Below are 21,671 nucleotides of genomic sequence, written 5' to 3' on the forward strand. Positions count from 1 at the left end.
AAGCCACGGAGTATCTGCCATGAGCCTGAGCACCATCGCGACCAATGCCCTGAGCTTCGCCGAAACGGGCAGCCTGACCCTGGCGGGGGCCGAGATTTCCGCCTTCGACCCGGGCAGTGATCGCCTCTTCGTGACCTCCAATGCCGGCTTGCAGGTGGTGGACCTGTCCAACCCCGCCGCGCCGGTGCTGCTGGCGACCATCGACTTCACCGACCTCGGCTTCGCCACCACGGATATCACCAGCGTCGCCGTGAAGAATGGCGTGGTCGCCGTGGCCCTGCCGGCCGCGGACAAGGCGCAGCCCGGCCAGGTGGTGCTGCTGAACGCCGCCGATGGCGCGCTGCTGAACGCCGTGACGGTCGGCGCACTGCCGGACAGCCTGACCTTCACCCCCGATGGCAGCAGGATCCTGGTGGCGAATGAGGGCGAGCTGAACGAGGACGGCACCGATGGCGACGGCAGCGTCAGCATCATCGACCTGAGCGCCGGCGCCGCCAATGCGACCGTCACCACCGCCACCTTCGACGCCTTCGACGGGCAGGAGGATGCGCTGCGTGCCGAAGGCGTGCGCATCTTCGCCGGCCGCAGCGTTTCCCAGGACGTGGAGCCCGAATATGTGGCGATCTCCGCCGATGGGCAGACGGCGATGGTGACGCTGCAGGAGGCCAATGCGGTGGCCCTGCTCGACATCGCCAGCGGCACCTTCACCGATATCGTGGCGCTGGGGCAGAAGGATTTCTCCGGGCTGCTGGCCGACTATTCCGACCGCGACGGCCCGGGCAATGCGGCCCTGCCGGCGAACCTGGTGAATGCCCCGGTCTTCGGCCTCTACATGCCGGATGCGATCGACAGCTACCAGGCAGGCGACCAGACCTACTACGTGATCGCCAATGAGGGCGACGACCGCGACGATTTTCTCGCGGACGGCGAGACCATCCGGGTTGGCAACGGCGACTATGAGCTGGACGCCACCCTCTTCCCGGATGCGGAGACGCTGAAGGACAACGACAATCTCGGCCGGCTCACCGTCTCCAATGCGCCGGGGCTGCGCGGCGACACGGACAATGACGGCGATATCGACCAGATCCTGATGTATGGCGGCCGGTCCTTCTCCATCCTCGATGCGCAGGGCAACATCGTCTTCGACAGCGGCGACGCGGTCGAGCGCATCGTGGCGGAGTTCTTCCCCGAGCTGGTCGATGACAGCCGCAGCGACAACAAGGGGCCGGAGCCGGAGGGCATCGAGATCGCCACGATCGGCGGCCAGACCTATGCCTTCGTGGCCCTCGAACGCTCCAATATCACGCTGAGCTTCGACGTGACGAACCCGGCCGCCGTGACCTATGTCGGCGCCGCCCAGATGGATGGCGCGGTGAGCCCCGAGGGCGTGCTGGTGATCTCGGCCGAGGACTCGCCGACCGGCAAGGCGCTGCTGGTGGTGAGCAACGAGGTGAGCAGCACGCTCTCCGTCTTCACCGCCACCCCGACCCCGGCCTTCACCCTGCAGCTGCTGCATTTCTCCGATGCCGAGGCCGGCCTGCTGGCCGGCGACACGGCGCAGAACCTGGCAGCCCTGGTCGATGCCTTCGACGGGACCTATGAGAACACGCTGATCCTGGCCGGCGGCGACAACTATATCCCCGGCCCCTTCCTGGCCGCCGGCACCGATGCCTCCGTCGCCGCCACCCATGGCCGCGGCAACAATCCGGGCGCGGCGGATATCGAGATCCACAACCGCATCGGCGTCGAAGCCTCCACCGTCGGCAACCATGAATTCGACCTCGGCACCAATGCCTTCGCCGATGCGGTGAACGACGCGGCCTTCCCCTACCTCACCTCCAACCTCGACTTCTCGGGCGATCCGGCGCTGTCCGGCCGCTATACCGAGACGGTCGGCGTGGGCGGGCTGGAAAATGCCGCCAACCTCGCCGGCCGCATCGTCCCCTCCGCCGTGGTGGAGAAGGGCGGCGAGAAGATCGGCCTGGTCGGCGTGACCACGCAGATCCTGGAGAGCATCTCCTCCACCGGCGGCGTCGAGGTGAAGGGCTTTGCCGGCGACGGCACCGAGACCAACGACATGGCGCTGCTGGCCGCCCAGCTGCAGCCGGTGATCGACGAGCTGATCGCCCAGGGCGTCAACAAGATCATCCTGATGTCCCACCTGCAGCAGATCGGCTTCGAGAAGGAGCTGGCGACTCTGCTGAACGGCGTCGACATCATCCTCGCCGCCGGCTCCAACACCCGCCTGGGTGACGAGAACGACCAGGCCGTGGAATTCCCCGGCCATGCCGCGGATTTCGCCGACACCTATCCGCTGGTCACCACCGGCGCCGATGGCGGCACCACGCTGATCGTCAACACCGACAACGAGTTCACCTATCTCGGCCGCCTGGTGGTGGATTTCGACGCCGAGGGTCGCGTGATCGTCGAGAACCTCGACAGCACGGTGAACGGCGCGGTCGCCGCCACGGAGGAGAATGTGGCCGAGGCCTGGGGCGTGGAGGTCGAGGACCTCGACACCACCGCCTTCGCCGAGGGCACCAAGGGCGCCGAGGTGGCCGAGGTCGTCGATGCGGTGCAGGCCGTCATCGAAGCCAAGGACGGCAACGTCTTCGGCTACACGGACGTCTATCTGGAAGGCGAGCGCGCCCAGGTCCGCAGCCAGGAGACCAATCTCGGCAACCTGACCGCGGATGCGAACCGCGAGGCGGCGACCGATGCGCTGGGCGACCAGCCCTTCATGGTCTCCCTGAAGAATGGCGGCGGCATCCGCGCCCAGGTCGGCGCCATCGATGTGGTGAGCGGCGACAAGGAACCGCCGCTGGCGAACCCCGATGCCGGCAAGCCGGCGGGCGGCATTTCCGAGCTCGACATCGAGAATGCGCTGCGCTTCGACAACAAGCTGATGGTCTTCGACACCACGCCGCAGGGCCTGCTGAACATCCTGAACTTCGCCGCCGGCATCGCGCCGGGCAATGGCGGCTTCGTCCAGCTCGGCGGCGTGCGCTTCTCCTACGACCCGGACAATGCGGCGGGCAGCAAGGTGCTGAGCGTCGCGCTGATCGACAATGATGGCCGCGTCATCGCCCGGGTGGTGGAGAACGGCCAGGTGCTGGAGGAGGCGCCGGACCTGATCAGCGTGGTGGCGCTGAACTTCACGGCCAATGGCGGCGACGGCTACCCGGCCAAGGCCAATGGCACCAACTTCCGCTACCTGCTGGCCGATGGCACGCTGAGCGCGCCCATCGACCCCGCGCTGGACTTCACCGCAGCCACCAATGTGCCAGCCAATGCGCTGGGCGAGCAGCAGGCGCTGGAGGACTACCTGCAGGAATTCCACGGCACGCCGGAGACCGCCTATGCCGAGGCGGATACGCCCGCATCCGAGGATATGCGCATCCAGAACCTGAATGCGCGCGAGACGGACGAGGTCTTTGCCGGCGAGATCGTGCAGGGCAGCGACGCGGCCCAGCGCCTCTTCGGCACCGTGGGCGACGACGTGGTCATGGCCGAGGGCGGCAATGACACGGTCTTCGGTGGCCAGGGCGACGACCTGATCTTCGGCGGCGATGGGCTGGATCGCCTGGTCGGCGGCGCCGGCAACGATACGCTGCTGGCCGGCGCGGATGACGACCGCCTGCTGGGCGAGGCGGGCGACGACCTGCTGGATGGCGCGGCGGGCGATGACCGCGTCGTCGGCGGCGCCGGCCGGGATACGGTGCTCGGCGGCCTGGGCAAGGACACGCTGCAGGGCCAGGACGGCGACGACATCCTCCAGGGCGGCGAGGATGACGACCGCCTCTACGGCAATGCCGGCAACGATACGCTGGAAGGCGGGCTGGGCGCGGATGTGCTCTTCGGCGGCGCCGGCGCCGATATCTTCGTCTTCAACGCCTATGCCGAGAGCCCGCGCGCGGCGGCGGACCGGATCCTGGATTTCGAGGCCGGCGACCGGATCAGCTTCGCCGGCATCGATGCGGATCCGACGGTGGAGGGCGACCAGGCCTTCGCCTTCGTCGGCACGGAGGCCTTCCTCGGCGGCGGCCAGGCCTCCATCCGCATCCATTACGGGCCGAACGGCACCGCCATCCAGCTGGATGCCGGCGATGGCGGCGCATTGGAGATGGTGGTGCGCCTGGCCGGTCAGCCGGTGCTGCAGGCCAGCGACTTCATCCTGTAGCGTCCAGCAGCGGCGTCGCCTCCGCGGGCGGCGCCTCGTCCAGGGCCTCCGCCTCGCCTGCCGCGACGGGGGTCGCCGCGACGATGGCGGCGGCGACGCCCTGCAGGCTGCGGATGGTCTGGCCGAGGCTGGCCAGAAGCTCCGGCGCCTGCTGCGCCAGCCGCTCCGGCAGCGCCGCGCCGCCGGCCTCCTGCACTAGCGTATCAGCGCCCTGCAGCAGCGCCTCCGCCTCCTGGCCGATGGCATCCAGGCGCTGCAGCGTGGCGGCGATTCCGGGCTCCGCCGCCTGCGGGGCGGGCAGGGCGGCCAGCCGCGCCGTCACCTCCCGCGCCGTCTCCTGCAAGGCCTGCGCGGCCGCCGCCAGCTCCGCAGCCGCGCGGGTCGGGGCCGCGCCGGCCTCCGCCAGCGCCGCGCAACTGCCCGGTAGCAGCGCCGCCAGGTCCCCCAGGGCATCCGCCGCCGGGCGCATCCGGCGGCTCGCGGCGTCCATGGCACCGACCGAGGCCGCCATGCGCTGTGCCGCCACCTCCATCACCGGCTGGGCCGCGGCGATGGCCGCCATATGCGCCTCCGCCGCCGGTCCCAGGCTCTCCAGCCGCGCCATTTCCTGCCGCAGGGTCTCGGTCACCGCCGCGATGCCAGCCGCGGCCAGCCCGGCCTGCGATTCCAGCGCCGGCACCACCAGGCCGAGGCCCGCGGCTTCCTGGCGCAGGGCCTCCGTCGCATCGTCGATGCGCACCGCCATGTCGCCGAGCTGCGCGCCGAGCCCCGGCAGCGCCGCCTCCAGCCGCGACGCCTCGCTGCGCAAGGCCTCCGTCGCCTCCGTCACCTGCGCGGAGAGTGCGGCGGCCTCCGCCGCCAGGCCGGGGGCCAGGGTGCGGAGGCCGGTGATCTCCTCCTGCAGGCGCTCATGCGTCTCCGCCGCCTGCGCCGCCATGGCCGCGGCCTCCGCCGCCATCTGCGGCGCGAAGGTCTGCAGCTGCGCCAGCTCCGTGCGCAGCGCCGCGGCGGCCTCCGCGCCCCGCGCCGTCATCGCCTCCACCTCCGCCGCCAGGCGCGGGGCGATGGGGGCGAGGCCCGCCAACTCGGCCCGCAGCGCCACCGTCGCCTCCCGCGCTTCGGCGGCCAGGGTCGTGACCTCCTGCGCCATGGCCGGGCCCAGCGCGCCGAGGCGCGCGACCTCCGCCGCCAGCGCCTCCGGCAGCGCGGCCAGCCTTTCGCCCGCCTCGCGCAGCGCCGTTGCCCCCTCCGAGCCCTGCTCGGTAAGGCCCTGGCGCAGCGTCCCGGCCAGGCCGGCAATCTCCAGCCGCAGCATCTGGCCTGCCTCCTCGATCGGGCCGGGCAGCGCCTCCAGCCGTGCCAGCAGCGGCGGCATCGCCGCCTCCAGCTGGCTGCCCATGGCGCTGGCCGCGCGTTCCAGGCGCTGTGGCAGGATCTCGCCCAGGCCGAGGATGGCGCCGCCGGCGCGCTCCAGCCGCTGCGCGACCACGGCCAGCCGCGCCGCAATCACCTCGTCCTCCGCCCGCGCGGGGGCGGGCGGGATGGCCTCCAGCCGCGCCGCCAGCCGGCCCTCGGCGGCGGTGATCGAGGCATCCAGCGGCCCGGCCAGCGCCGCCACCACCTCCCGCGGCAGGCTCTCCAGCCGGCTGCCCAGCCCCTGCGGCAGCAGCCCGAGGGCCTGTTCCGCGCGGGCCGCCATCTGTTCGATCCGCTGCGCCTGGGCATCCGCCAACCCGGGCAGCAGGGCCAGGGCGCGGGCGGCGATGGCGCTGCTTTCGGCGCTGTCCTCCAGCCGCGCGGTGGCGGTGGCGGCGGCTTCCGCCATGCGGCCGCCGGCCTGGCCGGCCTCGCCCAGGGCGCGGCTGACCTCGGCGCCCTCCTGCTTCAGCCGCAGCATTTCCTCCGACAGGGCGCGCAGCAGCGTGGCGACGGCCTCCGTCGTGGCTTCGGCCACCGGCGCGGCGGCCTCGGCCCGGCCGCGGCGCCACAGCCCGGCCAGGGCGGCGAGCGCCGCGGCCAGGCCGAGCCCCGCCGCGCCGGGCGGCGCCCAGGCGGCGTCCAGCGAGCCCTCCAGCGTCGCGGCGGCCAGCAGGGCGGCGGCGGCGGCCAGCAGCGCGGCCATTGCCCCCTCCGCGCCCAGCCAGCGCAGGTCCGGCCTGCGGAAGCCCGGCTTCGGGTTCGGCGCTGTCATCGGTGTCTCCGGGGTGCCCGCGGCGGCGGCCATCGCGTCGTTCATGTCATGCCACCTCGGCTGTCTGGGTCTCGGCCGGGGCATCCGCCTCCGGCTCCAGGGTTGCGTCGGCGGAGGGCGGCTGCAGCGCCTCCGCCAGGCCGTGCCACAGGCGGATCAGCGCCGCCGGCTCCACCGGCTCGGGCAGCCGGAGCAGCGTCCATTCGCCTTCCGCCTCACCGGGCGCGAGGCGCAGCGGCGCCGGGGAGAGGGCCGGCAGCGGGCCGCGCCATTCGCAGCTGGCCTCGCGCGCCGCGGCCTCCGGCAGCCGCGCCAGCGCCTCCCGTAGCAGGGCCTCGGCGCCGGCCTGGATGATGACGGTCAGCCCCGCCTCGCCCTCGGCACTGGCCGGCGGCGCCTCGGCGATGGCGATGATGCGGGGCAGCAGGGCCTGGCGCAGCGCCTGCGTTCGGAAGGCCCGTTCCTCGGCCATCGCCTGCCGCATGGCGGCGGCGCGCGCGGCGCCCTCGGCCGGCCATTCGACCTCCGCGGCGCGCAGCAGCGCATCGGGCGCCCAGCGCAGGATCACATCCCATTGGTGACGGCGGCCGAAGCGGGCGAGGGCGGCCGCCAGCGCCGCGGCATCGGCGGCGAGAATCGCGCGCAGCGCCGGCTCGGGGCCATGGGCCGCGGCAGGGTCGCAGGCCAGGAAGGCGCCCGCCTGGCAGGCCTGTTCCAGCCGCGCCTGCACCTGCTGCATCTGGCGCAGCTGCGCGAGGCGGTCGCGGCGCAGGAACAGGCGGCGGAGCGGCGGGTCGCGCGGCTGCACCAGCGCCGCCACGGCGCCGGCCTGCAGCACGCGCACATCCTCCCCCATCGCCGCCGCCAGGGTGCCGGCCTCGGCGGCCGCCACGATGCCGAGCAGACGCACGATGCGGCCGGCGGGGTGGCAGGGATCCTGTGCTGGCATCATGCGGCCAGCCGTCGGCGCGACGGCAGCATCCGGGGCATGACAGGCTGGAGGGGCATCATCGCGGCTCGTCTGGCGCCCCTCGCGGCGCGGCAGGCGTCCGCTGCGCTGCGCGGGCTGAGTGGCAAGGCCGGGCTTCCTGGCCGGTCCGGGTTCACGCCCGGGCGCAGGCACCCCTTCTGGCACCCGGCGCGGAAGCTAGCAGCGGCTTGGTGAACGAGCGGTGAAGCGCGGCGGCGCGCGGCGGCGCCGGATCTCAGGCCAGCTTTTCGGTGGAAACCGCATGCAGCGCGCGGCCGGTTTCGGCGAAGGCGGTGATATTGCCGAGCGTCGTCGCCGCGATCGCGCTCAGCGCCTCCGTCGTGAAGAAGGCCTGGTGCGCGGTGACCAGCACATTGGGGAAGGTCAGCAGCCGGGCGAAGACATCGTCCTGCAGCATCTGGCCGGACAGATCCTCGAAGAACAGGTCGCCCTCCTCCTCATAGACATCGAGGCCGAGCAGCCCGATGGCGCCGGACTTCAGCCCGGCGATGGCGGCGCGCGTGTCGACGATGGCGCCGCGGCTGGTGTTGATCAGCATCGCGCCAGGCCGCATGCGCGCGATCGCGGCGGCATCGATCAGGTGATGCGTGGCGGGCGTCAGCGGGCAGTGCAGCGTCACGATATCCGACCGCGCCAGCAGATCCTCGACCGTGACGAATTCCAGCCCCAGCGCCCGTCCTTCCTCGGACGGGTAGGGGTCATGCGCCAGCAGCCGGCAGCCGAATCCCGCAAGGATGCGCGCCACCGCCAGGCCGATGCGGCCGGTGCCCACGATGCCGGCGGTGCGGCCATGCATGTCGAAGCCCAGTAGCCCGTCCAGCGCGAAATTGCCCTCCCGCACGCGGTGATAGGCGCGGTGGATGTGGCGGTTCAGTGCCAGCATCATCGCCACCGTGTGCTCCGCCACCGATTCAGGCGAATAGGCCGGCACCCGCGCCACGGTGATGCCGAGCCGCTGCGCCGCGGCGAGGTCCACATTGTTGAAGCCCGCCGAGCGCAGCGCCAGGAGGCGGATGCCGCGCCGCGCGAAATCCTCCAGCACCGCGGCGCTCGCCTGGTCGTTGACGAAGGCGCAGACGGCCTCCGCTCCCTGGGCGAGGGCCGCCGTCTCGGGCGCGAGACGCGCCTCCAGGTAGCGCAGCTGGTGCGGGCTGCCGGCGGCCGCATTGGCGGCATCGAGGAACTGCCGGTCATAGGGTTTGGTGCTGAAGACGACGACCTGCATGCGCGGCACTCCCGCTGGTTGCCGCAGCCTCGCGATAGGCGGGGGCGCGCGCAAGCCCGCGCCTCGCCACCCCGCGGCCGGTCTGGCATGCTGGCCGCATGGCACACGAACCCCTGATCGTCACGCTGACGGCGAATCCCTCCGTCGACCTGGGCTGCGAGGCGGAGGCGGTGCGCCCGGTGCGCAAGATCCGTACGCGCAACGAACGCTTCGACCCCGGCGGCGGCGGCGTGAACGTCGCCCGCGTGGTGCGGGAGCTGGGCGGCACGACGCTGGCGGTGGTGCTGGCGGGCGGTGTCACCGGCCGCTTCATCGAGGAATTGATCGATGCCGAGCGCGTGCCGCGCCGCAGCGTGCCGATCGCCGGCCGCACCCGCATCAGCCAGATCGTGCAGGACCTGTCGAGCGGCCTGGAATACCGCTTCGTGCCCGAAGGCCCGGAGGTGGCGGAGGCGGAATGGCAGGCGACCCTCGCCACCCTGGCGGAGGTGGCGCAGCCGGAGAGCTGGCTGGTGCTCAGCGGCAGCCTGCCCCGCGGCATGCCGGAGGATTTCTTCGCCCAGGCCGCGGCGGCGGCGCGCGGGCGCGGGCAGCGCGTGGTGGTGGACAGTTCCGGCGACCCGATGCGCGCGGCCATCGCCGCCGGCGGGCTGGAGCTGATCAAGCCGAGCCTCGGCGAGTTCGAGGCGCTGCTGGGCCGCAAGCTGCCCGAGGCGGCGGAGCAGGAGGCGGCGGCGCTGGATCTCGCGCGCTCCGGCGCCGCGCGGCTGGTGGCGGTCACCCTCGGCCATCGCGGCGCGGTGCTGGCCTCGGCGGAGCGGGTCTGGCGGCTGCCGGCGCCCGATGTGCTGGTGCGTGGCGCTTCCGGCGCCGGCGACAGCTTCGTCGCCGCCATGACCCTGGCCCTGGCGCGCGGCGCGGCGCCGGAGGAGGCCTTCGCCTGGGGCAGTGCCGCGGGCGGCGCCACCGTGGCGCAATCCGGCACCGCGCATGCGCAGCGGGCGCAGGTGGAGGCGATCTACGCGCAGATGCGGCGGCAGCTGGCGCGTCCCGCCGGCTGAGGTCAGGGCGCGCCGGCGGGGGCGGCGGCGGCGCCGTCATCGGGCGTGACGGACCAGCCGATCCGCAGCACGCCTGGCGCATCCGGATCGGCGGGCGCGTCCTCCAGCACGAAGACCGCCTCCAGCCACAGGGGCAGGCCCTGGCGGTGCTGGCGCCACAGCATGCGGTGCTGCGGCATGTCGAGGCCGCGTCGCCGCTCCATCTCCCGGCCCTCCGCCACGGGTGGACCGTGGGAGGCGAGCGCGGCCTGCCGCAGGGGCGCGAGCGGCGCAGCCTCCGGCAGCAACTGCGTGAGCCAGACGGCGCGCAGCGGCGCGCCAGGCGCCTCGCCCTCGGCCACCATCCGCAGCCCCGGACAGAGCAGCCAGCCGGCCTGCGGGCTGCAGTCATCGTCCAGCGGCACCGCCAGATGCAGCGTCAGGCCATCCGCCAGCGGCAGCCGCCCCGCGGGCCGCAGATCTGGCCGCGCATCCAGGGCCTGGCCCAGCGACTGGGCCGGCGAGGGCAGGTCCGGGACCACCAGCGCCGGCAGGGCCGGCAGCCAGGCCAGCCCCGCCGGCTGCAGGTCATCCGGCGCCTCGAGCCTCGGCGCCAGGGAACGGGCGGGCCAGGGCAGGTCCGCAACCTCTCCCGTGCGCAGGGCCGGCAGGCAGGCAAGCCCGACCAGCGCCGCCGCGGCGAGCCGCGGCAGGTGCGTCCTGGGCAGGCTGACCGGAGGGGGCGGGGACATGGGCGGGCCTAGGCGGAATCGGCCGGATGATGACGCGGAGGGGCTCATTGCGTCATCGTTCAAGTGTGGGAAGGTGACCGCAGCGGTAACAGCCGCTGTCCTTCCGCGCCAGGCCTCGGCGCTCGCCTCCGGGTGGAGCGTCGCACTCGCCGGGATTGTGTCAGGAATTGTCCGGATGCGCTTCAGGCGATTGGTCGGAAGGATTTTCGCGTTAGGGTTCGGGCATGCGTGTTCCTGCCCGCCAGCCCTCCCTGGCCGGGCCCGCGGCATCCACCTGCGGATGCGCGCCGCGGGCCGGTCTCGGCCGCCGCGCCCTGGCTGGGGCGGCACTTGCCCTCGGCGCCGGCGTCGCGCTGGCGGATAGCCGCGCGCCGGCCCCCGGCGCGGGCGGAAGCCTGGCGCGGCAGATGGCGGAACGGGACCAGGCCGACTGGGCCAGCTTCCGCGGCCGCTGGCTGGAGCCCAGCGGGCGGATCCGCGATTCCGGCAATCGCGACATCTCCCACAGCGAGGGCCAGGGAACCGGCCTGATCTTCGCCGTGCGGCACGAGGATCGCGCCAGCTTCGAGCGCATCCTGGCCTGGACCCGCGGCACGCTGCGCCGCCCGGGGGATGCGCTGCATGCCTGGCGCTATACGCCGGGCGCCGCGCTGCCCGTGGACGACCCCAACAATGCGACGGATGGCGACCTGCTGATCGCCTGGGGCCTGCTGCTGGCGCATGAACGCTGGGGCGACCCGGCGCATCGGGCGCTGGCGCGCAGCATCGCGCAGGACCTGCTGCGCCTCTGCACGCGGCCGCGGGGGGCGGGCCACCGGCTGCTGCTGCCGGGTGCGCAGGGCTTCGTGCATGCGGACCACCTGGTGGTGAACCTCTCCTACTGGGTCTATGGCGCGCTGCGGATGCTCGGCGAGGCCTTCCCGGACCCTGCCTGGCACGCGCTGCGCGATGGCGGCCTGCAACTGGCGCGGGAGGCGCGCTTCGGCCGCTGGGGGCTGCCGCCGGACTGGCTGCGCCTGCCGATGGGCGGCAGCAGCCCGGTGCCCGCCGCGCCCTGGCCGCCGCGCTTTTCCTGGGACGCGGTGCGGGTGCCGCTGCACCTGGTCTGGGGCGGGCATCTGCGCGAGCCGGTGCTGCGCGCCTGCGCCGAATTCTGGGGCGATCCGCGCTGGCGGACCATGCCCGCCTGGGTGGACCTGACCACCGCCGCCACCGCCCCCTATGGCGCCACCGCCGGCATCCAGGCCGTGGCGCAGCTGACGCTCGCGGCGCAGGCCGGCTGGGGGCGGCACGAGGCCTTGCCCCGCGTCGCCGATGCGCCGGACTACTACGCCGCCAAGCTGGTGCTGATGTCGCATTATGCCTGGGACGAGCGCGGGCTCGACATGTCCGAGGAACCGCGGCTGCGGCTGCGCCAGGGCCAGCGCGGCGGCTGACTCGGGGCCGCGATCCCAGCGGGTGGGAACACTTTGTTCAGCCCGGGCCCGCATGCTCCCGCCCGGATGCCCGATATGATCGCCGATCCAGCCGAGGATGCCGCTTCTGCCCTGCCGGAACGCCAGGCGAGCTTCGCCGAGCGCGGCTGCGCGGTGCCCTTCACCGCGCCGATGCTGGGCGGCGCCCGGCTGCGGCGCGGCGCCGCCGGCCAGGTGGAGCTGCTGCTGCCGGCGCGCAGCGGGCGCGCCGCGCGGGTGCTGCCATGGGAGGCCTGCCTGCGCTCCCACGCCCCCACCCTGCATGATCGCCAGCTCTGGGACCGTGTGGCGGCGCAGGAGCGGCCGACACCCGCCCTGATCCGCGCCACGGCGCGGGAGGTGGCCCGGCTCGGCTTCGCCGGCCGCGCCGCCCAGGCCGCCGCCTTCGCCGCGCTGCGCCAGCAGGACCAGGTGCGCGAGGCGGTGCGGCAGGTGCTGTCCGGCCATTTCGAGGCGCTGGAGCCGGAGGCGGCGGAGCTGCTGGTCCCGATGGTCGCGATCCTCGCCCAGACCGGCATCGGCCCCGCCCCGAGACCGCAGCAGGGCGCCGCCATCCCGCGGGTCCTGGTCGCGCTGGAGGCGTTGGGGCGCAGCCTGGCCGCCTTCGCGCAGCTGGCGCCGAGCCAGGCCGAACGCCGGGCCGCCGCCATCGCGCTCGGCGCCGCGCGGATGACGCTGCCGGTGGCCGAGGCCTGCCTGCGGATGCTGTGGCAGGCGGTGGCGGACCTGCCCGGGCGGCTGGCGACCGGCGAGCTGCGGCGGGTGGAGGTGCTGCCGATGCTGGCGGACCTCGCCGCGCGCGCGGACTGGCTGCTGGATGGCTGGCCGCTGGTCACCACGCTCTGGACCGCGGCGGAGCCGGCCGGGCGCGGCGCGGTGCTGGCCGAGCTGGTCGGCCTGCTGCCGGTCCCGCCGCTGGAAGCCGCCGCCTGGCCGGGGGCGCGCGGCGAATGGGATACGCTGCTGCGCGCCCGCCGCGCCGTGGCCGCCGATGCCGCGCGGGGCGGTGGGCCCTGGCCGCAGCCCGCCCTGCACGGGGCCGCGGCCTGGTGAGCGGGCCCGCCCCGCAGCGCGGCCTGCGGTCAGTCCCGCGCCGTGGCGGGCTGGCCCTCATGCGTCTCGCTGCCGGCGCGCCAGCGATGCGTCGACGCGCCGAAGGCCACCATCTGCCCGGATTCGTCGAAGACCTCCGTGCGGCAGAAGAAGATGTTGCGACCGCGCTGCGCCACGCGGCCTTCCGCCACCAGGCGGCCGCCGCGCACCTGGCCGGTGAAGCGGCAATCGAGGTCCAGCGTCACCGCCTTGCGGACATTCCCCGGCACGCTGCACCACAGCCCGGCATAGCCGGCGGCCTGGTCGATCATCGACAGGATCAGCCCGCCATGGATGATGCCGGAGCGGTTGCGATGCGCATCGCCGGCCTGGCAGGCCAGCCGCGCCAGCCCCTCCTCCCAATGCACCAGGGTGAGGCCGAGCAGCCTGTGATAGGCTGCGCCCTCCGGATCGAGGTCGGGAAGGGCGGGCGGGGCGGTCGGGGTCTGGGTCATGCCCCCCGATGCCGTCCCCGCGCCGCCGGGTCAACCGTCCCGGCCGGCAAGGAGGATGCGATGGAGCCATGGCCCGAGAACCTGCCCCGGCAGGTGGAGATCGATGCCGCCGGCGATGTGGCGTTGACGGCGCCGCAGGCCGCCGCGCTGCTGGGCGTGGCGCTGCCGGCCTTCCTGGCGGATCTGCGCGCCGGGCATGTCTATTCGGTGGTCGAGCGGGGCGAGGGTGAGGATGCCGGACGGCTGCGCCTGACCCTGCGGCGGCGGGCGAGGCAATGCCGCCTGCTGGTGGAAGCGGCCACCGGACGGGTCCTGGGCGGGGGGTGAGATGATTTTAACCCACCCCTTGTGGGAAGCCTCTATGAATTGTCTTGCACGTGCCTGACCTCGACCAACCGCCTGGCGCCGGAACGGCCGCGGCCGACCCCTGGCGCAGCGAGCTCCAGAACCTCGAAGACGAGGGAGTCGTCCGGGACATGCTTTCGCCAGATTCATGGCAGGATCCGCTGTCGGATTCGCAGCCGGGCGCGCATCCGGAAGCCTGGCAAGACCCGGCGGGGGATGCGGCGGATTGCGCCGTCATCCCCCTTTCGCCGCAGGGCGAGATCCGTGAATGGCCCGCCGCCGCGGCCCGCCTGCTGGGCCATGCCCCGGCCGCGGTGCTGGGCCGGCATATCCGCCTGCTCTACCCGCCCGAGGCGGTGGCCGAGGGGCGCCCGGCGCAGGAACTGGCCGCGGCACGCCGCGAAGGCCACTGCGCCGTGCGGGCGTCGCGCCGGCGCCAGGACGGCAGCTGCTTCCCGGCCTCCAGCGTCCTGGCCGCGATCCCGGACGGCTTCCTGCTGCTGCTGCAGGACCTGACCGGGCGCGCGCAGCTGCGCCGCGACCTGCAGGCGGCACGGCAGCAGCTGGAGGCGCGCGTGGCGGAGCTGGCGCAGCTGCGCCACGCCAGCCGCGGGGCCGGGGAGGAGCGGTTCCGCCAGGTGGTCGAGGCGGCGCCCAATGCCATGGTCATGATCGATGCCGCCGGCCAGATCGAGATGGTGAACGCCCAGGCCGAGCGGGTCTTCGGCTATCGGCGGGAGGAGATGCTGGGACAGCCGGTGGATATGCTGGTGCCCGCCGCCTTCCGCGCCCAGCATCCGAAGCTGCGCCAGGCCTTCCTGGCGCAGCCGCGGTCGCGGCCGATGGGCGCGGGGCGGGATCTGCACGCGCTGCGCAAGGATGGCAGCGAATTCCCGGTGGAGATCGGCCTCAATCCGATCGAGACCGAGGACGGGCCGATGGTGCTGTCCTCCATCCTCGACCTCTCGGCCCGCGTGCAGCTGGAGGCGCTGCTGCGCCAGGCGCAGAAGATGGAGGCGGTGGGCCGGCTGACCGCCGGCGTGGCGCATGACTTCAACAACCTGCTGCAATCCATGATGGGCAGCCTGGAGCTGCTGCAGGACCGCGTGCGGCGCGACCCGGTGAGCGAGGAGCTGGTCTCTGCCTCGATCGACGCGGCGCTGCGCGGGGCGCGGCTCACGCATCACCTGCTCGCCTTCTCCCGCAAGCAGGTGCTGCGGCCGAGCCGCATCGAGATCGCCGCCCTGCTGCGCAAGACCGTGGCGATGCTGGAACGCACGCTGGGCCCCAATATCCGCATCCGCGCGGCGGAGGAGGCCGGCGGGCTGCATGCCTTCGCCGACCCCGCGCAGCTCGAGGCCTGCATCCTGAACCTCGCGATCAATGCGCGAGACGCCATGCCGCGCGGCGGCAGCCTGACGATCCGCGCCTATGGCACGCGCATCGCGCCGGAGGAGGCGACGGAGACGCTGCAGCCGGGCGACTATGCCGTGCTTTCGGTGGAGGATACCGGCGCCGGGATCGACGAGGAGATCCTCGACAAGATCTTCGAGCCCTTCTTCACGACGAAGAACGTGGGGGAGGGATCGGGGCTCGGCCTGCCGATGGTGCTGGGCTATGCGCGGCAATCGGGCGGCGATGTGCGCATCGCCTCCACCCCCGGCCATGGCACGCGGGTGGAGGTGCTGCTGCCGCGCATCGCGCCCGGGCGGGCGGCGGAGGATGGCGGCGCCGAGGGTGCGGCCGCGCCCACCGGCCGCGGCCGCATCCTGCTGGTGGACGACGCGCCGGCGGTGCTGCAGACGCTGGGCGCCTTCCTGACCGGCGCCGGCTACCAGGTGACGCGCGCGACCAATGGCGACGAGGCGCTGCGCCTGGTGCGCGAGGGCGCCAGGCTGGACTGCGTGGTGACGGACTATGCCATGCCCGGCCTGTCCGGCGTGGACCTGCTGCTGCAATTGGCGGAGCTGCGACCGGGGCTGCCGGTGCTGGTGGTGACGGGCTATCCGGGGCTGGAGACCCTGCGCGACCTGCCGCCGCATATCGAGATCCTGCGCAAGCCCTTCCTGCGCGCGGAGCTGCTGCGGCGGGTGGCGAAGCTGGTGGGCCCGGCGGGCTGAGGTCCCTCAGCCGATCGTCAGGTTCTGCAGCGCTTCCTCCAGCTCGGCGAAGCTCGGCATGGAATGGCTGGGCGCGGTCTTGCGGCCCGCCTCCACCGCCACCTGCGGCGCGTTGCCGTGCAGATGGGCCACAAGCACGGCGCGGATCACCTCGTAGTATTTGCAATCCTCCTCGATCACGCCGTTCAGCCGCGTCGCCATCGGGCCCATCACGCCATAGGCCAGCAGGATGCCGAGGAAGGTGCCGACCAGCGCGCCGCCGATCATGCCGCCGAGCACCGCCGGCGGGCTGTCGATCGACGCCATGGTCTTGATGACGCCGAGCACCGCGGCGACGATGCCGAGCGCGGGCAGCGCATCCGCCGTGTTCTGGAACACATGCGCGACATGCAGCTCCTCCTCCCGCACCTTCTTCAGCTCCTTGGACATGATGTCCTCGATCTGGTGCGGGTCGTCGGCATTCATGCCGACCATGCGGAGGTAGTCGCAGATCATCGACAGCGCGACCTTGTCCGCCATGATCTTGGGAAACTTCTGGAAGGCCGGGCTTTCGGAGGGCTTCTCGATATGCGCCTCCAGCGCCATGGCGCCCTTGGTCTGCGCCAGGCGCACGAACCAGTAGAGCAGCGACAGCAGGTCGACGTATTCGTGCTTGTGGAAGCGCTCGCCCTTGATGATCTTCCCGAAGCCGCCCAGCGTGTGCTTCACGCCGTGCATGCTGTTGCCCATGATGAGCGCGCCGACGGCGGCGCCGCCGATCATCATCATCTCATAGGGCAGCGACTTCAGGATGATGCCGAACTTGCCGCCGGCGATCACATAGCCGCCGAAGACCATCGCCAGCAGGAAGACCAGGCCGCCGATCGTCGTCATGGGGCGGGGGTCCTCGAAGGGCGCGGCGTGGTGGGGGCGGGGTCGCGCAGCAGGGTGATGGAGACGCGGCGATTGGCCGCGGCATTGGGCGTCTCCGGCACCAGCAGGTCGCGCGCCGCATTGCCGGTGACGCTGCGGATGCGCGCCTCGGGCAGGCCGGCATCGGTCAGCAGCCGGCGCGTGACATTGGCGCGTTCCGCCGAGAGGTCCCAGTTGGACCGGTCGCCGCCGCCGCGGAAGGGCGTGGCGTCGGTATGGCCGGCGATGGCGATGCTGTTCGGCAGGCGGGTGATCACCTGGGTGACGCGCGCCAGCAATTGCCGGGCACGGTCATTCGGCGCGGCGCCGCCGAGCGCGAACATCGGCAGGCCTTCCGCATCCACCAGCTGGATGCGCAGCCCTTCCTGCACCTGTTCGACCATCATCTGCTTGGCGAGTTCCGCCAGCGCCGGGTCCATGGCGATGGCGGCGCGGATCTCCTCCGCGGCGCGTTCGAATTCGGCCCGCTCGCGGCGCTCATGCTCGGCGCGCAGCGCGGCATCGGAAATGGCGCGCGCCTCGGCCTCCTGGCCCTCGGCCTGCAGCTGGGCCTCGAGCTGCGCCTGGCGGGCCTGTTCCTGCGGGTCGCTGTCGCCGGGCGGCAGGTCCGCACGGGCCTGGCGGGTGCGGCGCGGATTGGCCTCCTCATCCTCGCCCTCCGGCCCCTCCCGCATCGGGACGGGGCGGGCGACGGTGGGGACATCCTCCTCCACCTCCACATCCTCCAGCACCGGCAGGGGGCCGCGCTGCAGGCGGATGGCGCCGGCATTCTGGGTCATCTGCGCGGATTCATTCGGGGTGCGGCCGCCGAAGGGCTGGCCGGTGCCGGTCTGGCCCTGGCCCATGACATTGGTGGGCGCGAAATAGTCGGCGAGGCCGCGGCGCTGCTCCTCGGTCGTCGCGTTCAGCAGCCACATCAGCAGGAAGAAGGCCATCATCGCCGTGACGAAATCGGCATAGGCGACCTTCCAGGCGCCGCCATGGTGCCCGTGCCCGCCCTCCTCGATGCGCTTGATGACGATCGTCGCGCCGTTCTTGCCGCCCTTGGCCATGAATCCCCGTACTGACCCGCGCGCCCCTCATGGGCCGCTGGGCACAGGGATACCGGGTCGTGGTTAAGACGCGCCTAAACGCGGCGCTTCGGGTCGAAGCGCCAGGGGCTGGCGCCGTCCTCATTGGGGTCGAGGTTCAGCCGGTGCTCCAGTGGCGGGAAGGCACGGCTGCGGCAATCGGCGCGGTCACAGAGCCGGCAGGACAGGCCGATGCCCACGGCGGCGCGCGGCAGGTCCAGCCCATCCGCATAGACCACCTCCGCGGCGCGGGAGAGGTCGCAGCCCATCGCCACCACATGCATCGGTGCCGGTTCGCCCCAATGCGTGGTGGGTGCCGCGATGGCGCGGGCGAAGCAGAGGAAGGCCGCGCCATCCGGCAGCTGCGCCACCTGCACCCGTGTCACGGAAGGCGTGGCGAAGGCCTGGTGGACGATCCATTTCGGGCAGGACCCGCCGAAGCGGGCGAAGGGGAAGCCGGCGGCGGAAAAGCGCTTGTCGACATTCCCGGCCGGATCGACGCGCAGGAAGAAGAAGGGCAGGCCGCGCGCGGATCCGTTGTCCCCTGGGCGCTGCAGCGTGGACAGGCGATGCGCCGCCTGTTCGAAGGAAACCCCGAAGCGCGCCGCCAGCGCCTCCACCTCATGCCGAAGGCTGCGCGCGGCGTTGAGATAGGCGCCATAGGGCATCAGCAAGGCCGCGGCGGCATAGTTCAGCAGCCCGATGCGCACCAGCGCCGTGGCTTCCGGCGTCGAGAGCTCCGCCGGGGCGATGACGGCTTCCACCGCCTCCCGCGCCTCCAGCAGCATGAGTTGAAATGCCATCTGGAAGCCGCGGCTTTCGCGCGGCAGGGATTCCGAAAGATCGAGCCGGCGGAGCGCCGGATCGTAGCGCCGCAGCGCGCCATCCAGCCGGCCCACGGCGACGGTGACGCCATGGGTGCGGCGCAGCCGTTCCGCCACCGCGTGATTCATCTCGGCCGGCGTGGCGCGCAATTCGCCGCCGATCGCCTCCGCCACCTGTTCCAGTTCCGAAAAATGGTTGGCGCGGTCGTGGAAGAAGTCGCGCGCCTCCTCATTCGGCAGCAGCAGGCGACGGCCGGAGGGGAGCGCGATGCCGGAGGCATCCTCCCGCGCCACGCGCCAGGCGCGATACAGCGCGAGCACCGCGCGGGCGGCCTGCGGCGCGCTGCCGGCGAGTGTCGCGATCTCCGCCTCCGGCACCTCCTCCAGCCCCAGCAGCGGGTCCGACAGCACCTCCCGCAGCCCGGCCTCGGCCTGGCGCTCGCCGGTGCCGGACAGCGCGGCGAGGTCCACCGTCAGCACCTGGCCGAGCTTGATCAGCAGGCTGGCGGTGACCGGGCGCTGGTCGTGCTCGATCAGGTTCAGGTAGCTGGCGGAGATGCCGAGCCGCACCGCCAGCGCCTGCTGCGTCAGGCGCTTTTCCTGGCGCAGGCGCCGGATGGTCCGACCGATCAGGGTGCGGGACATCTTTTCAAACTTTACAGATTTGCCGGTCTGTCTGTGAAGGACGCCACAGGATTGCGGCGGGAGACCCAGGATTCCAGAGGATTTTTCGCAGGGCAATGTGAATGATTGACAGGCGCCGCAGCCATCGCGGTTCGCTTCAGGAGTCTTGCCAATGCGTCCTTCGCCCGTTCAGGTTTCTGCCCCCGATGGCGGCCTCGGCGCCGGCCCGGCCCAGCCCGGCCGCTTCGACGGCATCCGCCGCGACTATTCCCCCGCCGATGTCGCCCGCCTCGCCGGCAGCTTCCGGGTCGCGCATACGCTGGCCGATCGCGGTGCGCGGCGGCTGTGGCAGCTGCTGCAGTCGGAGCCCTATGTGAACACCCTCGGCGCGCTGACCGGCATGCAGGCGGTGCAGCAGGTGAAGGCGGGGCTGAAGGCGATTTACCTCTCCGGCTGGCAGGTGGCGGCGGATGCGAATACCGCCGGGCAGATGTATCCCGACCAGTCGCTGTATCCGGTGGATGCCGTGCCCAACGTCGTGCGCCGCATCAACAACGCGCTGCGCCGCTGCGACCAGATCGCCGTGCAGGAAGGCAAGGGCGATGCCACGCAATGGATGGCGCCGATCATCGCCGATGCCGAGGCCGGCTTCGGCGGCGCGCTGAATGCCTATGAGCTGATGCGCGCGATGATCGAGGCCGGCGCGGCGGGCGTGCACTTCGAGGACCAGCTGGCTTCCGAGAAGAAGTGCGGCCATCTCGGCGGCAAGGTGCTGGTGCCGATCAGCCAGCATATCCGCACGCTGAACGCCGCGCGGCTGGCAGCCGACGTGGAGGGCGTGCCGACGGTGCTGCTGTGCCGGACGGATGCGGAATCGGCGCAGCTTCTGACCAGCGATGTGGATGAGCGCGACCGCCCCTTCATCAGCGGCGAGCGCACGCCCGAAGGCTTCCACCGCATCACCCCCGGCATGGGCAAGCGCTACGCCATCGCGCGCAGCCTGGCCTATGCGCCCTATGCCGACCTGCTGTGGTGGGAGACCTCCGACCCCGACCTGCAGGATGCGCGCGATTTCGCGGAAGCGATCCACCGCGAATTCCCGGGCAAGATGCTGGCCTACAACTGCAGCCCCAGCTTCAACTGGCAGCGCAAGATGGGTGTGGAGGCCGCGACGCGCTTCCAGCGGGAGCTCGGCGCCATGGGCTACAAGTTCCAGTTCGTCACGCTGGCCGGCTTCCACAGCCTGAACCTGTCCATGTTCCAGCTCGCCCGCGGCTATGCCGAGCGCGGCATGGGCGCCTATTCCGAATTGCAGCAGGCCGAATTCGCCGCCGAGGCCGAGGGCTTCACCGCCATCCGCCACCAGCGCGAAGTCGGCGTCGGCTATTTCGATGCGGTCGCCACCGCCGCCAGCGGCGGCACCGCGAGCACCACGGCGCTCGCCACCAGCACCGAGGCGGCGCAGTTCCATGCGGGGCCGGCCGTGCCGTCGCGCCAGGCCGAACCCGCCCATTGAGACCTGCCAACTGAACCCCGTCAGACAGGAGCACGATCATGTCGCATGACAGTTACGACGATGGCCTGGTGCACAGCCACAGCTGGGCCTGCAGCGAGCGCGGCCGCATGGCGCAGCCACCTTCCGCCCCCGGGCAGGCGCGGCGGCAGGAGGGCGATTACGACGACGGGCTGGTGCACAGCCACGGCTGGGCCTGCAGCGAGCGTGGGCGGATGGCCGGCGGCTGACAGCGTGCGCGCCCCGCTTGCGGTGCATCAATGCCGCAGGCGGGGTCTCGGCGCAGGCTGCGGGCCTCACGCGAGGGGAGAACCCGCATGCCCAGCCGCCATTCGACGCTGCAAATCGTGCTGCACTGGACCATGGCCGCGGTGATCGCCGCCGCCTGGCTGCTCGGTTCGCTGATGGAGGATCTGGCCCGTGGGCCGGACCGTGCGACGGGCCTTGCCCTGCATGTCCTGCTCGGCCTCGGCGTGCTGGCGCTGCTGCTGCCGCGGCTGATCGCCCGCCTCGCGGGGCCCAGCCTGCCGCCGGAACCCGGCGAGACGCGCTGGGAGCATCGGCTGGCCGCCGCCGCGCACCTCGCGCTCTATGCGCTGATGCTGCTGGTGCCGCTGGCCGGGCTGGCCACGGCGCTATCGGCCCGCGCGCCGGTGCCCGTGCTCGGCCTGTTCGAGCTGCCGAACCTTTGGGCCGGCCTCGGTCAGCGCAAGCTGTTCGAGGGTGCGCACGAAATGCTGGCGAACCTGCTGCTGGGCGTGGTGGTGCTGCATGTGCTGGCCACGCTGTACCACGCGGTCATCCGGCGCGACGGCGTGGCGGGGCGCATGATCCCCTGGCTGCACCAGCCCTGAGCCAAGGT

General features: G+C 72.6%; 17 protein-coding genes. 9 read left to right on the forward strand and 8 right to left on the reverse strand.

Annotated elements, in window-relative coordinates; all coding sequences use genetic code 11:
• Window positions 1-19: 19 nt before the first annotated feature.
• Window positions 20-4,180, forward strand: coding sequence for a choice-of-anchor I family protein (locus tag ACTIF1_RS11305; protein ID WP_439596518.1), 4,161 nt, complete (start codon window positions 20-22; stop codon window positions 4,178-4,180).
• Here the strand turns inward: ACTIF1_RS11305 and ACTIF1_RS11310 are convergent.
• The 3 genes from ACTIF1_RS11310 to ACTIF1_RS11320 all read right to left on the reverse strand — a co-directional run bounded on the left by ACTIF1_RS11310 (window position 4,170) and on the right by ACTIF1_RS11320 (window position 8,587).
• A complete protein-coding gene (locus ACTIF1_RS11310) occupies window positions 4,170-6,416 on the reverse strand; it encodes a hypothetical protein (RefSeq protein WP_439596519.1) in 2,247 nt (748 codons plus the stop codon). The two genes, ACTIF1_RS11305 and ACTIF1_RS11310, sit on opposite strands and share 11 nt — an antisense overlap.
• A gap of 1 nt (window position 6,417) precedes the next feature.
• The gene (locus ACTIF1_RS11315) at window positions 6,418-7,323 is read right to left on the reverse strand and encodes a GvpL/GvpF family gas vesicle protein (RefSeq protein WP_439596520.1); all 906 of its coding nucleotides are present in this window, start codon (window positions 7,321-7,323) and stop codon (window positions 6,418-6,420) included.
• A 253-nt stretch (window positions 7,324-7,576) separates the two neighbouring features.
• On the reverse strand, window positions 7,577-8,587 hold the full coding sequence (locus ACTIF1_RS11320) for a 2-hydroxyacid dehydrogenase (RefSeq protein ID WP_439596521.1): 1,011 nt from the start codon (window positions 8,585-8,587) through the stop codon (window positions 7,577-7,579).
• Window positions 8,588-8,685: 98 nt separating this feature from the next.
• On the opposite strand from ACTIF1_RS11320, the gene ACTIF1_RS11325 reads away from it, so the two are divergent.
• A complete protein-coding gene (locus tag ACTIF1_RS11325) occupies window positions 8,686-9,648 on the forward strand; it encodes a 1-phosphofructokinase family hexose kinase (protein ID WP_439596522.1) in 963 nt (320 codons plus the stop codon).
• 2 nt (window positions 9,649-9,650) lie between these two features.
• Here the strand turns inward: ACTIF1_RS11325 and ACTIF1_RS11330 are convergent, their stop codons facing one another.
• On the reverse strand, window positions 9,651-10,379 hold the full coding sequence (locus ACTIF1_RS11330; RefSeq protein ID WP_439596523.1) for a hypothetical protein: 729 nt from the start codon (window positions 10,377-10,379) through the stop codon (window positions 9,651-9,653).
• A gap of 224 nt (window positions 10,380-10,603) precedes the next feature.
• Between ACTIF1_RS11330 and ACTIF1_RS11335 the strand changes: the two genes are divergently transcribed.
• Both ACTIF1_RS11335 and ACTIF1_RS11340 read left to right on the forward strand, forming a co-directional pair.
• Complete coding sequence (locus ACTIF1_RS11335; protein ID WP_439596524.1) at window positions 10,604-11,815, forward strand: glycosyl hydrolase family 8; 1,212 nt, start codon at window positions 10,604-10,606, stop codon at window positions 11,813-11,815.
• 75 nt (window positions 11,816-11,890) lie between these two features.
• Entirely contained in the window at window positions 11,891-12,907 is a 1,017-nt protein-coding gene (locus ACTIF1_RS11340) for a hypothetical protein (RefSeq protein WP_439596525.1), read from the forward strand.
• Between the two features lie 29 nt (window positions 12,908-12,936).
• On the opposite strand, the gene ACTIF1_RS11345 is transcribed toward ACTIF1_RS11340, so the two are convergent.
• Entirely contained in the window at window positions 12,937-13,401 is a 465-nt protein-coding gene (locus ACTIF1_RS11345) for a PaaI family thioesterase (protein WP_439596526.1), read from the reverse strand.
• A gap of 60 nt (window positions 13,402-13,461) precedes the next feature.
• On the opposite strand from ACTIF1_RS11345, the gene ACTIF1_RS11350 reads away from it, so the two are divergent.
• Both ACTIF1_RS11350 and ACTIF1_RS11355 read left to right on the forward strand, forming a co-directional pair.
• On the forward strand, window positions 13,462-13,728 hold the full coding sequence (locus ACTIF1_RS11350; RefSeq protein ID WP_439596527.1) for a DUF6522 family protein: 267 nt from the start codon (window positions 13,462-13,464) through the stop codon (window positions 13,726-13,728).
• Between the two features lie 149 nt (window positions 13,729-13,877).
• Window positions 13,878-15,866: a PAS domain S-box protein gene (locus ACTIF1_RS11355; RefSeq protein WP_439596528.1), complete on the forward strand. Its 1,989-nt coding sequence runs from the start codon at window positions 13,878-13,880 to the stop codon at window positions 15,864-15,866.
• A gap of 6 nt (window positions 15,867-15,872) precedes the next feature.
• Here the strand turns inward: ACTIF1_RS11355 and motA are convergent, their stop codons facing one another.
• The 3 genes from motA to ACTIF1_RS11370 form a co-directional block, all read right to left on the reverse strand.
• Window positions 15,873-16,739 carry a flagellar motor stator protein MotA gene (gene motA, locus ACTIF1_RS11360; protein WP_439596529.1) on the reverse strand — a complete coding sequence of 289 codons (867 nt, stop codon included), beginning with the start codon at window positions 16,737-16,739 and terminating at the stop codon, window positions 15,873-15,875.
• Entirely contained in the window at window positions 16,736-17,830 is a 1,095-nt protein-coding gene (locus ACTIF1_RS11365; RefSeq protein WP_439596530.1) for a flagellar motor protein MotB, read from the reverse strand. The genes motA and ACTIF1_RS11365 overlap by 4 nt, the downstream gene beginning before the upstream one ends.
• 74 nt (window positions 17,831-17,904) lie before the next feature.
• Window positions 17,905-19,317, reverse strand: coding sequence for a helix-turn-helix domain-containing protein (locus ACTIF1_RS11370; protein ID WP_439596531.1), 1,413 nt, complete (start codon window positions 19,315-19,317; stop codon window positions 17,905-17,907).
• Between the two features lie 151 nt (window positions 19,318-19,468).
• On the opposite strand from ACTIF1_RS11370, the gene aceA reads away from it, so the two are divergent.
• From aceA to ACTIF1_RS11385, 3 genes are all read left to right on the forward strand, one after another.
• Window positions 19,469-20,812 (forward strand): isocitrate lyase, encoded by a 1,344-nt coding sequence (gene aceA, locus ACTIF1_RS11375; RefSeq protein ID WP_439596532.1) that lies wholly within the window; start codon window positions 19,469-19,471, stop codon window positions 20,810-20,812.
• A gap of 38 nt (window positions 20,813-20,850) precedes the next feature.
• On the forward strand, window positions 20,851-21,039 hold the full coding sequence (locus ACTIF1_RS11380) for a hypothetical protein (protein ID WP_439596533.1): 189 nt from the start codon (window positions 20,851-20,853) through the stop codon (window positions 21,037-21,039).
• Between the two features lie 87 nt (window positions 21,040-21,126).
• On the forward strand, window positions 21,127-21,663 hold the full coding sequence (locus ACTIF1_RS11385; protein ID WP_439596534.1) for a cytochrome b: 537 nt from the start codon (window positions 21,127-21,129) through the stop codon (window positions 21,661-21,663).
• The last annotated feature ends 8 nt before the right edge of the window (window positions 21,664-21,671 follow it).

The organism is Falsiroseomonas sp. (assembly GCF_051860665.1).
Classification (GTDB): Bacteria; Pseudomonadota; Alphaproteobacteria; order Acetobacterales; family Acetobacteraceae; genus Falsiroseomonas.

What these genes read in the sequence shown, in the direction of transcription:
- ACTIF1_RS11365 (WP_439596530.1), bottom strand. Translation starts at nt 17,830, where the DNA reads ATGGCCAAGGGCGGCAAGAACGGCGCGACGATCGTCATCAAGCGCATC.
- ACTIF1_RS11335 (WP_439596524.1), top strand. Translation starts at nt 10,604, where the DNA reads ATGCGTGTTCCTGCCCGCCAGCCCTCCCTGGCCGGGCCCGCGGCATCC.
- ACTIF1_RS11340 (WP_439596525.1), top strand. Translation starts at nt 11,891, where the DNA reads ATGATCGCCGATCCAGCCGAGGATGCCGCTTCTGCCCTGCCGGAACGC.
- ACTIF1_RS11305 (WP_439596518.1), top strand. Translation starts at nt 20, where the DNA reads ATGAGCCTGAGCACCATCGCGACCAATGCCCTGAGCTTCGCCGAAACG.
- ACTIF1_RS11345 (WP_439596526.1), bottom strand. Translation starts at nt 13,401, where the DNA reads ATGACCCAGACCCCGACCGCCCCGCCCGCCCTTCCCGACCTCGATCCG.
- ACTIF1_RS11330 (WP_439596523.1), bottom strand. Translation starts at nt 10,379, where the DNA reads ATGTCCCCGCCCCCTCCGGTCAGCCTGCCCAGGACGCACCTGCCGCGG.
- ACTIF1_RS11350 (WP_439596527.1), top strand. Translation starts at nt 13,462, where the DNA reads ATGGAGCCATGGCCCGAGAACCTGCCCCGGCAGGTGGAGATCGATGCC.
- aceA (WP_439596532.1), top strand. Translation starts at nt 19,469, where the DNA reads ATGCGTCCTTCGCCCGTTCAGGTTTCTGCCCCCGATGGCGGCCTCGGC.
- ACTIF1_RS11325 (WP_439596522.1), top strand. Translation starts at nt 8,686, where the DNA reads ATGGCACACGAACCCCTGATCGTCACGCTGACGGCGAATCCCTCCGTC.
- ACTIF1_RS11385 (WP_439596534.1), top strand. Translation starts at nt 21,127, where the DNA reads ATGCCCAGCCGCCATTCGACGCTGCAAATCGTGCTGCACTGGACCATG.
- ACTIF1_RS11320 (WP_439596521.1), bottom strand. Translation starts at nt 8,587, where the DNA reads ATGCAGGTCGTCGTCTTCAGCACCAAACCCTATGACCGGCAGTTCCTC.
- ACTIF1_RS11310 (WP_439596519.1), bottom strand. Translation starts at nt 6,416, where the DNA reads ATGAACGACGCGATGGCCGCCGCCGCGGGCACCCCGGAGACACCGATG.
- motA (WP_439596529.1), bottom strand. Translation starts at nt 16,739, where the DNA reads ATGACGACGATCGGCGGCCTGGTCTTCCTGCTGGCGATGGTCTTCGGC.
- ACTIF1_RS11315 (WP_439596520.1), bottom strand. Translation starts at nt 7,323, where the DNA reads ATGATGCCAGCACAGGATCCCTGCCACCCCGCCGGCCGCATCGTGCGT.
- ACTIF1_RS11380 (WP_439596533.1), top strand. Translation starts at nt 20,851, where the DNA reads ATGTCGCATGACAGTTACGACGATGGCCTGGTGCACAGCCACAGCTGG.
- ACTIF1_RS11370 (WP_439596531.1), bottom strand. Translation starts at nt 19,317, where the DNA reads ATGTCCCGCACCCTGATCGGTCGGACCATCCGGCGCCTGCGCCAGGAA.
- ACTIF1_RS11355 (WP_439596528.1), top strand. Translation starts at nt 13,878, where the DNA reads ATGCTTTCGCCAGATTCATGGCAGGATCCGCTGTCGGATTCGCAGCCG.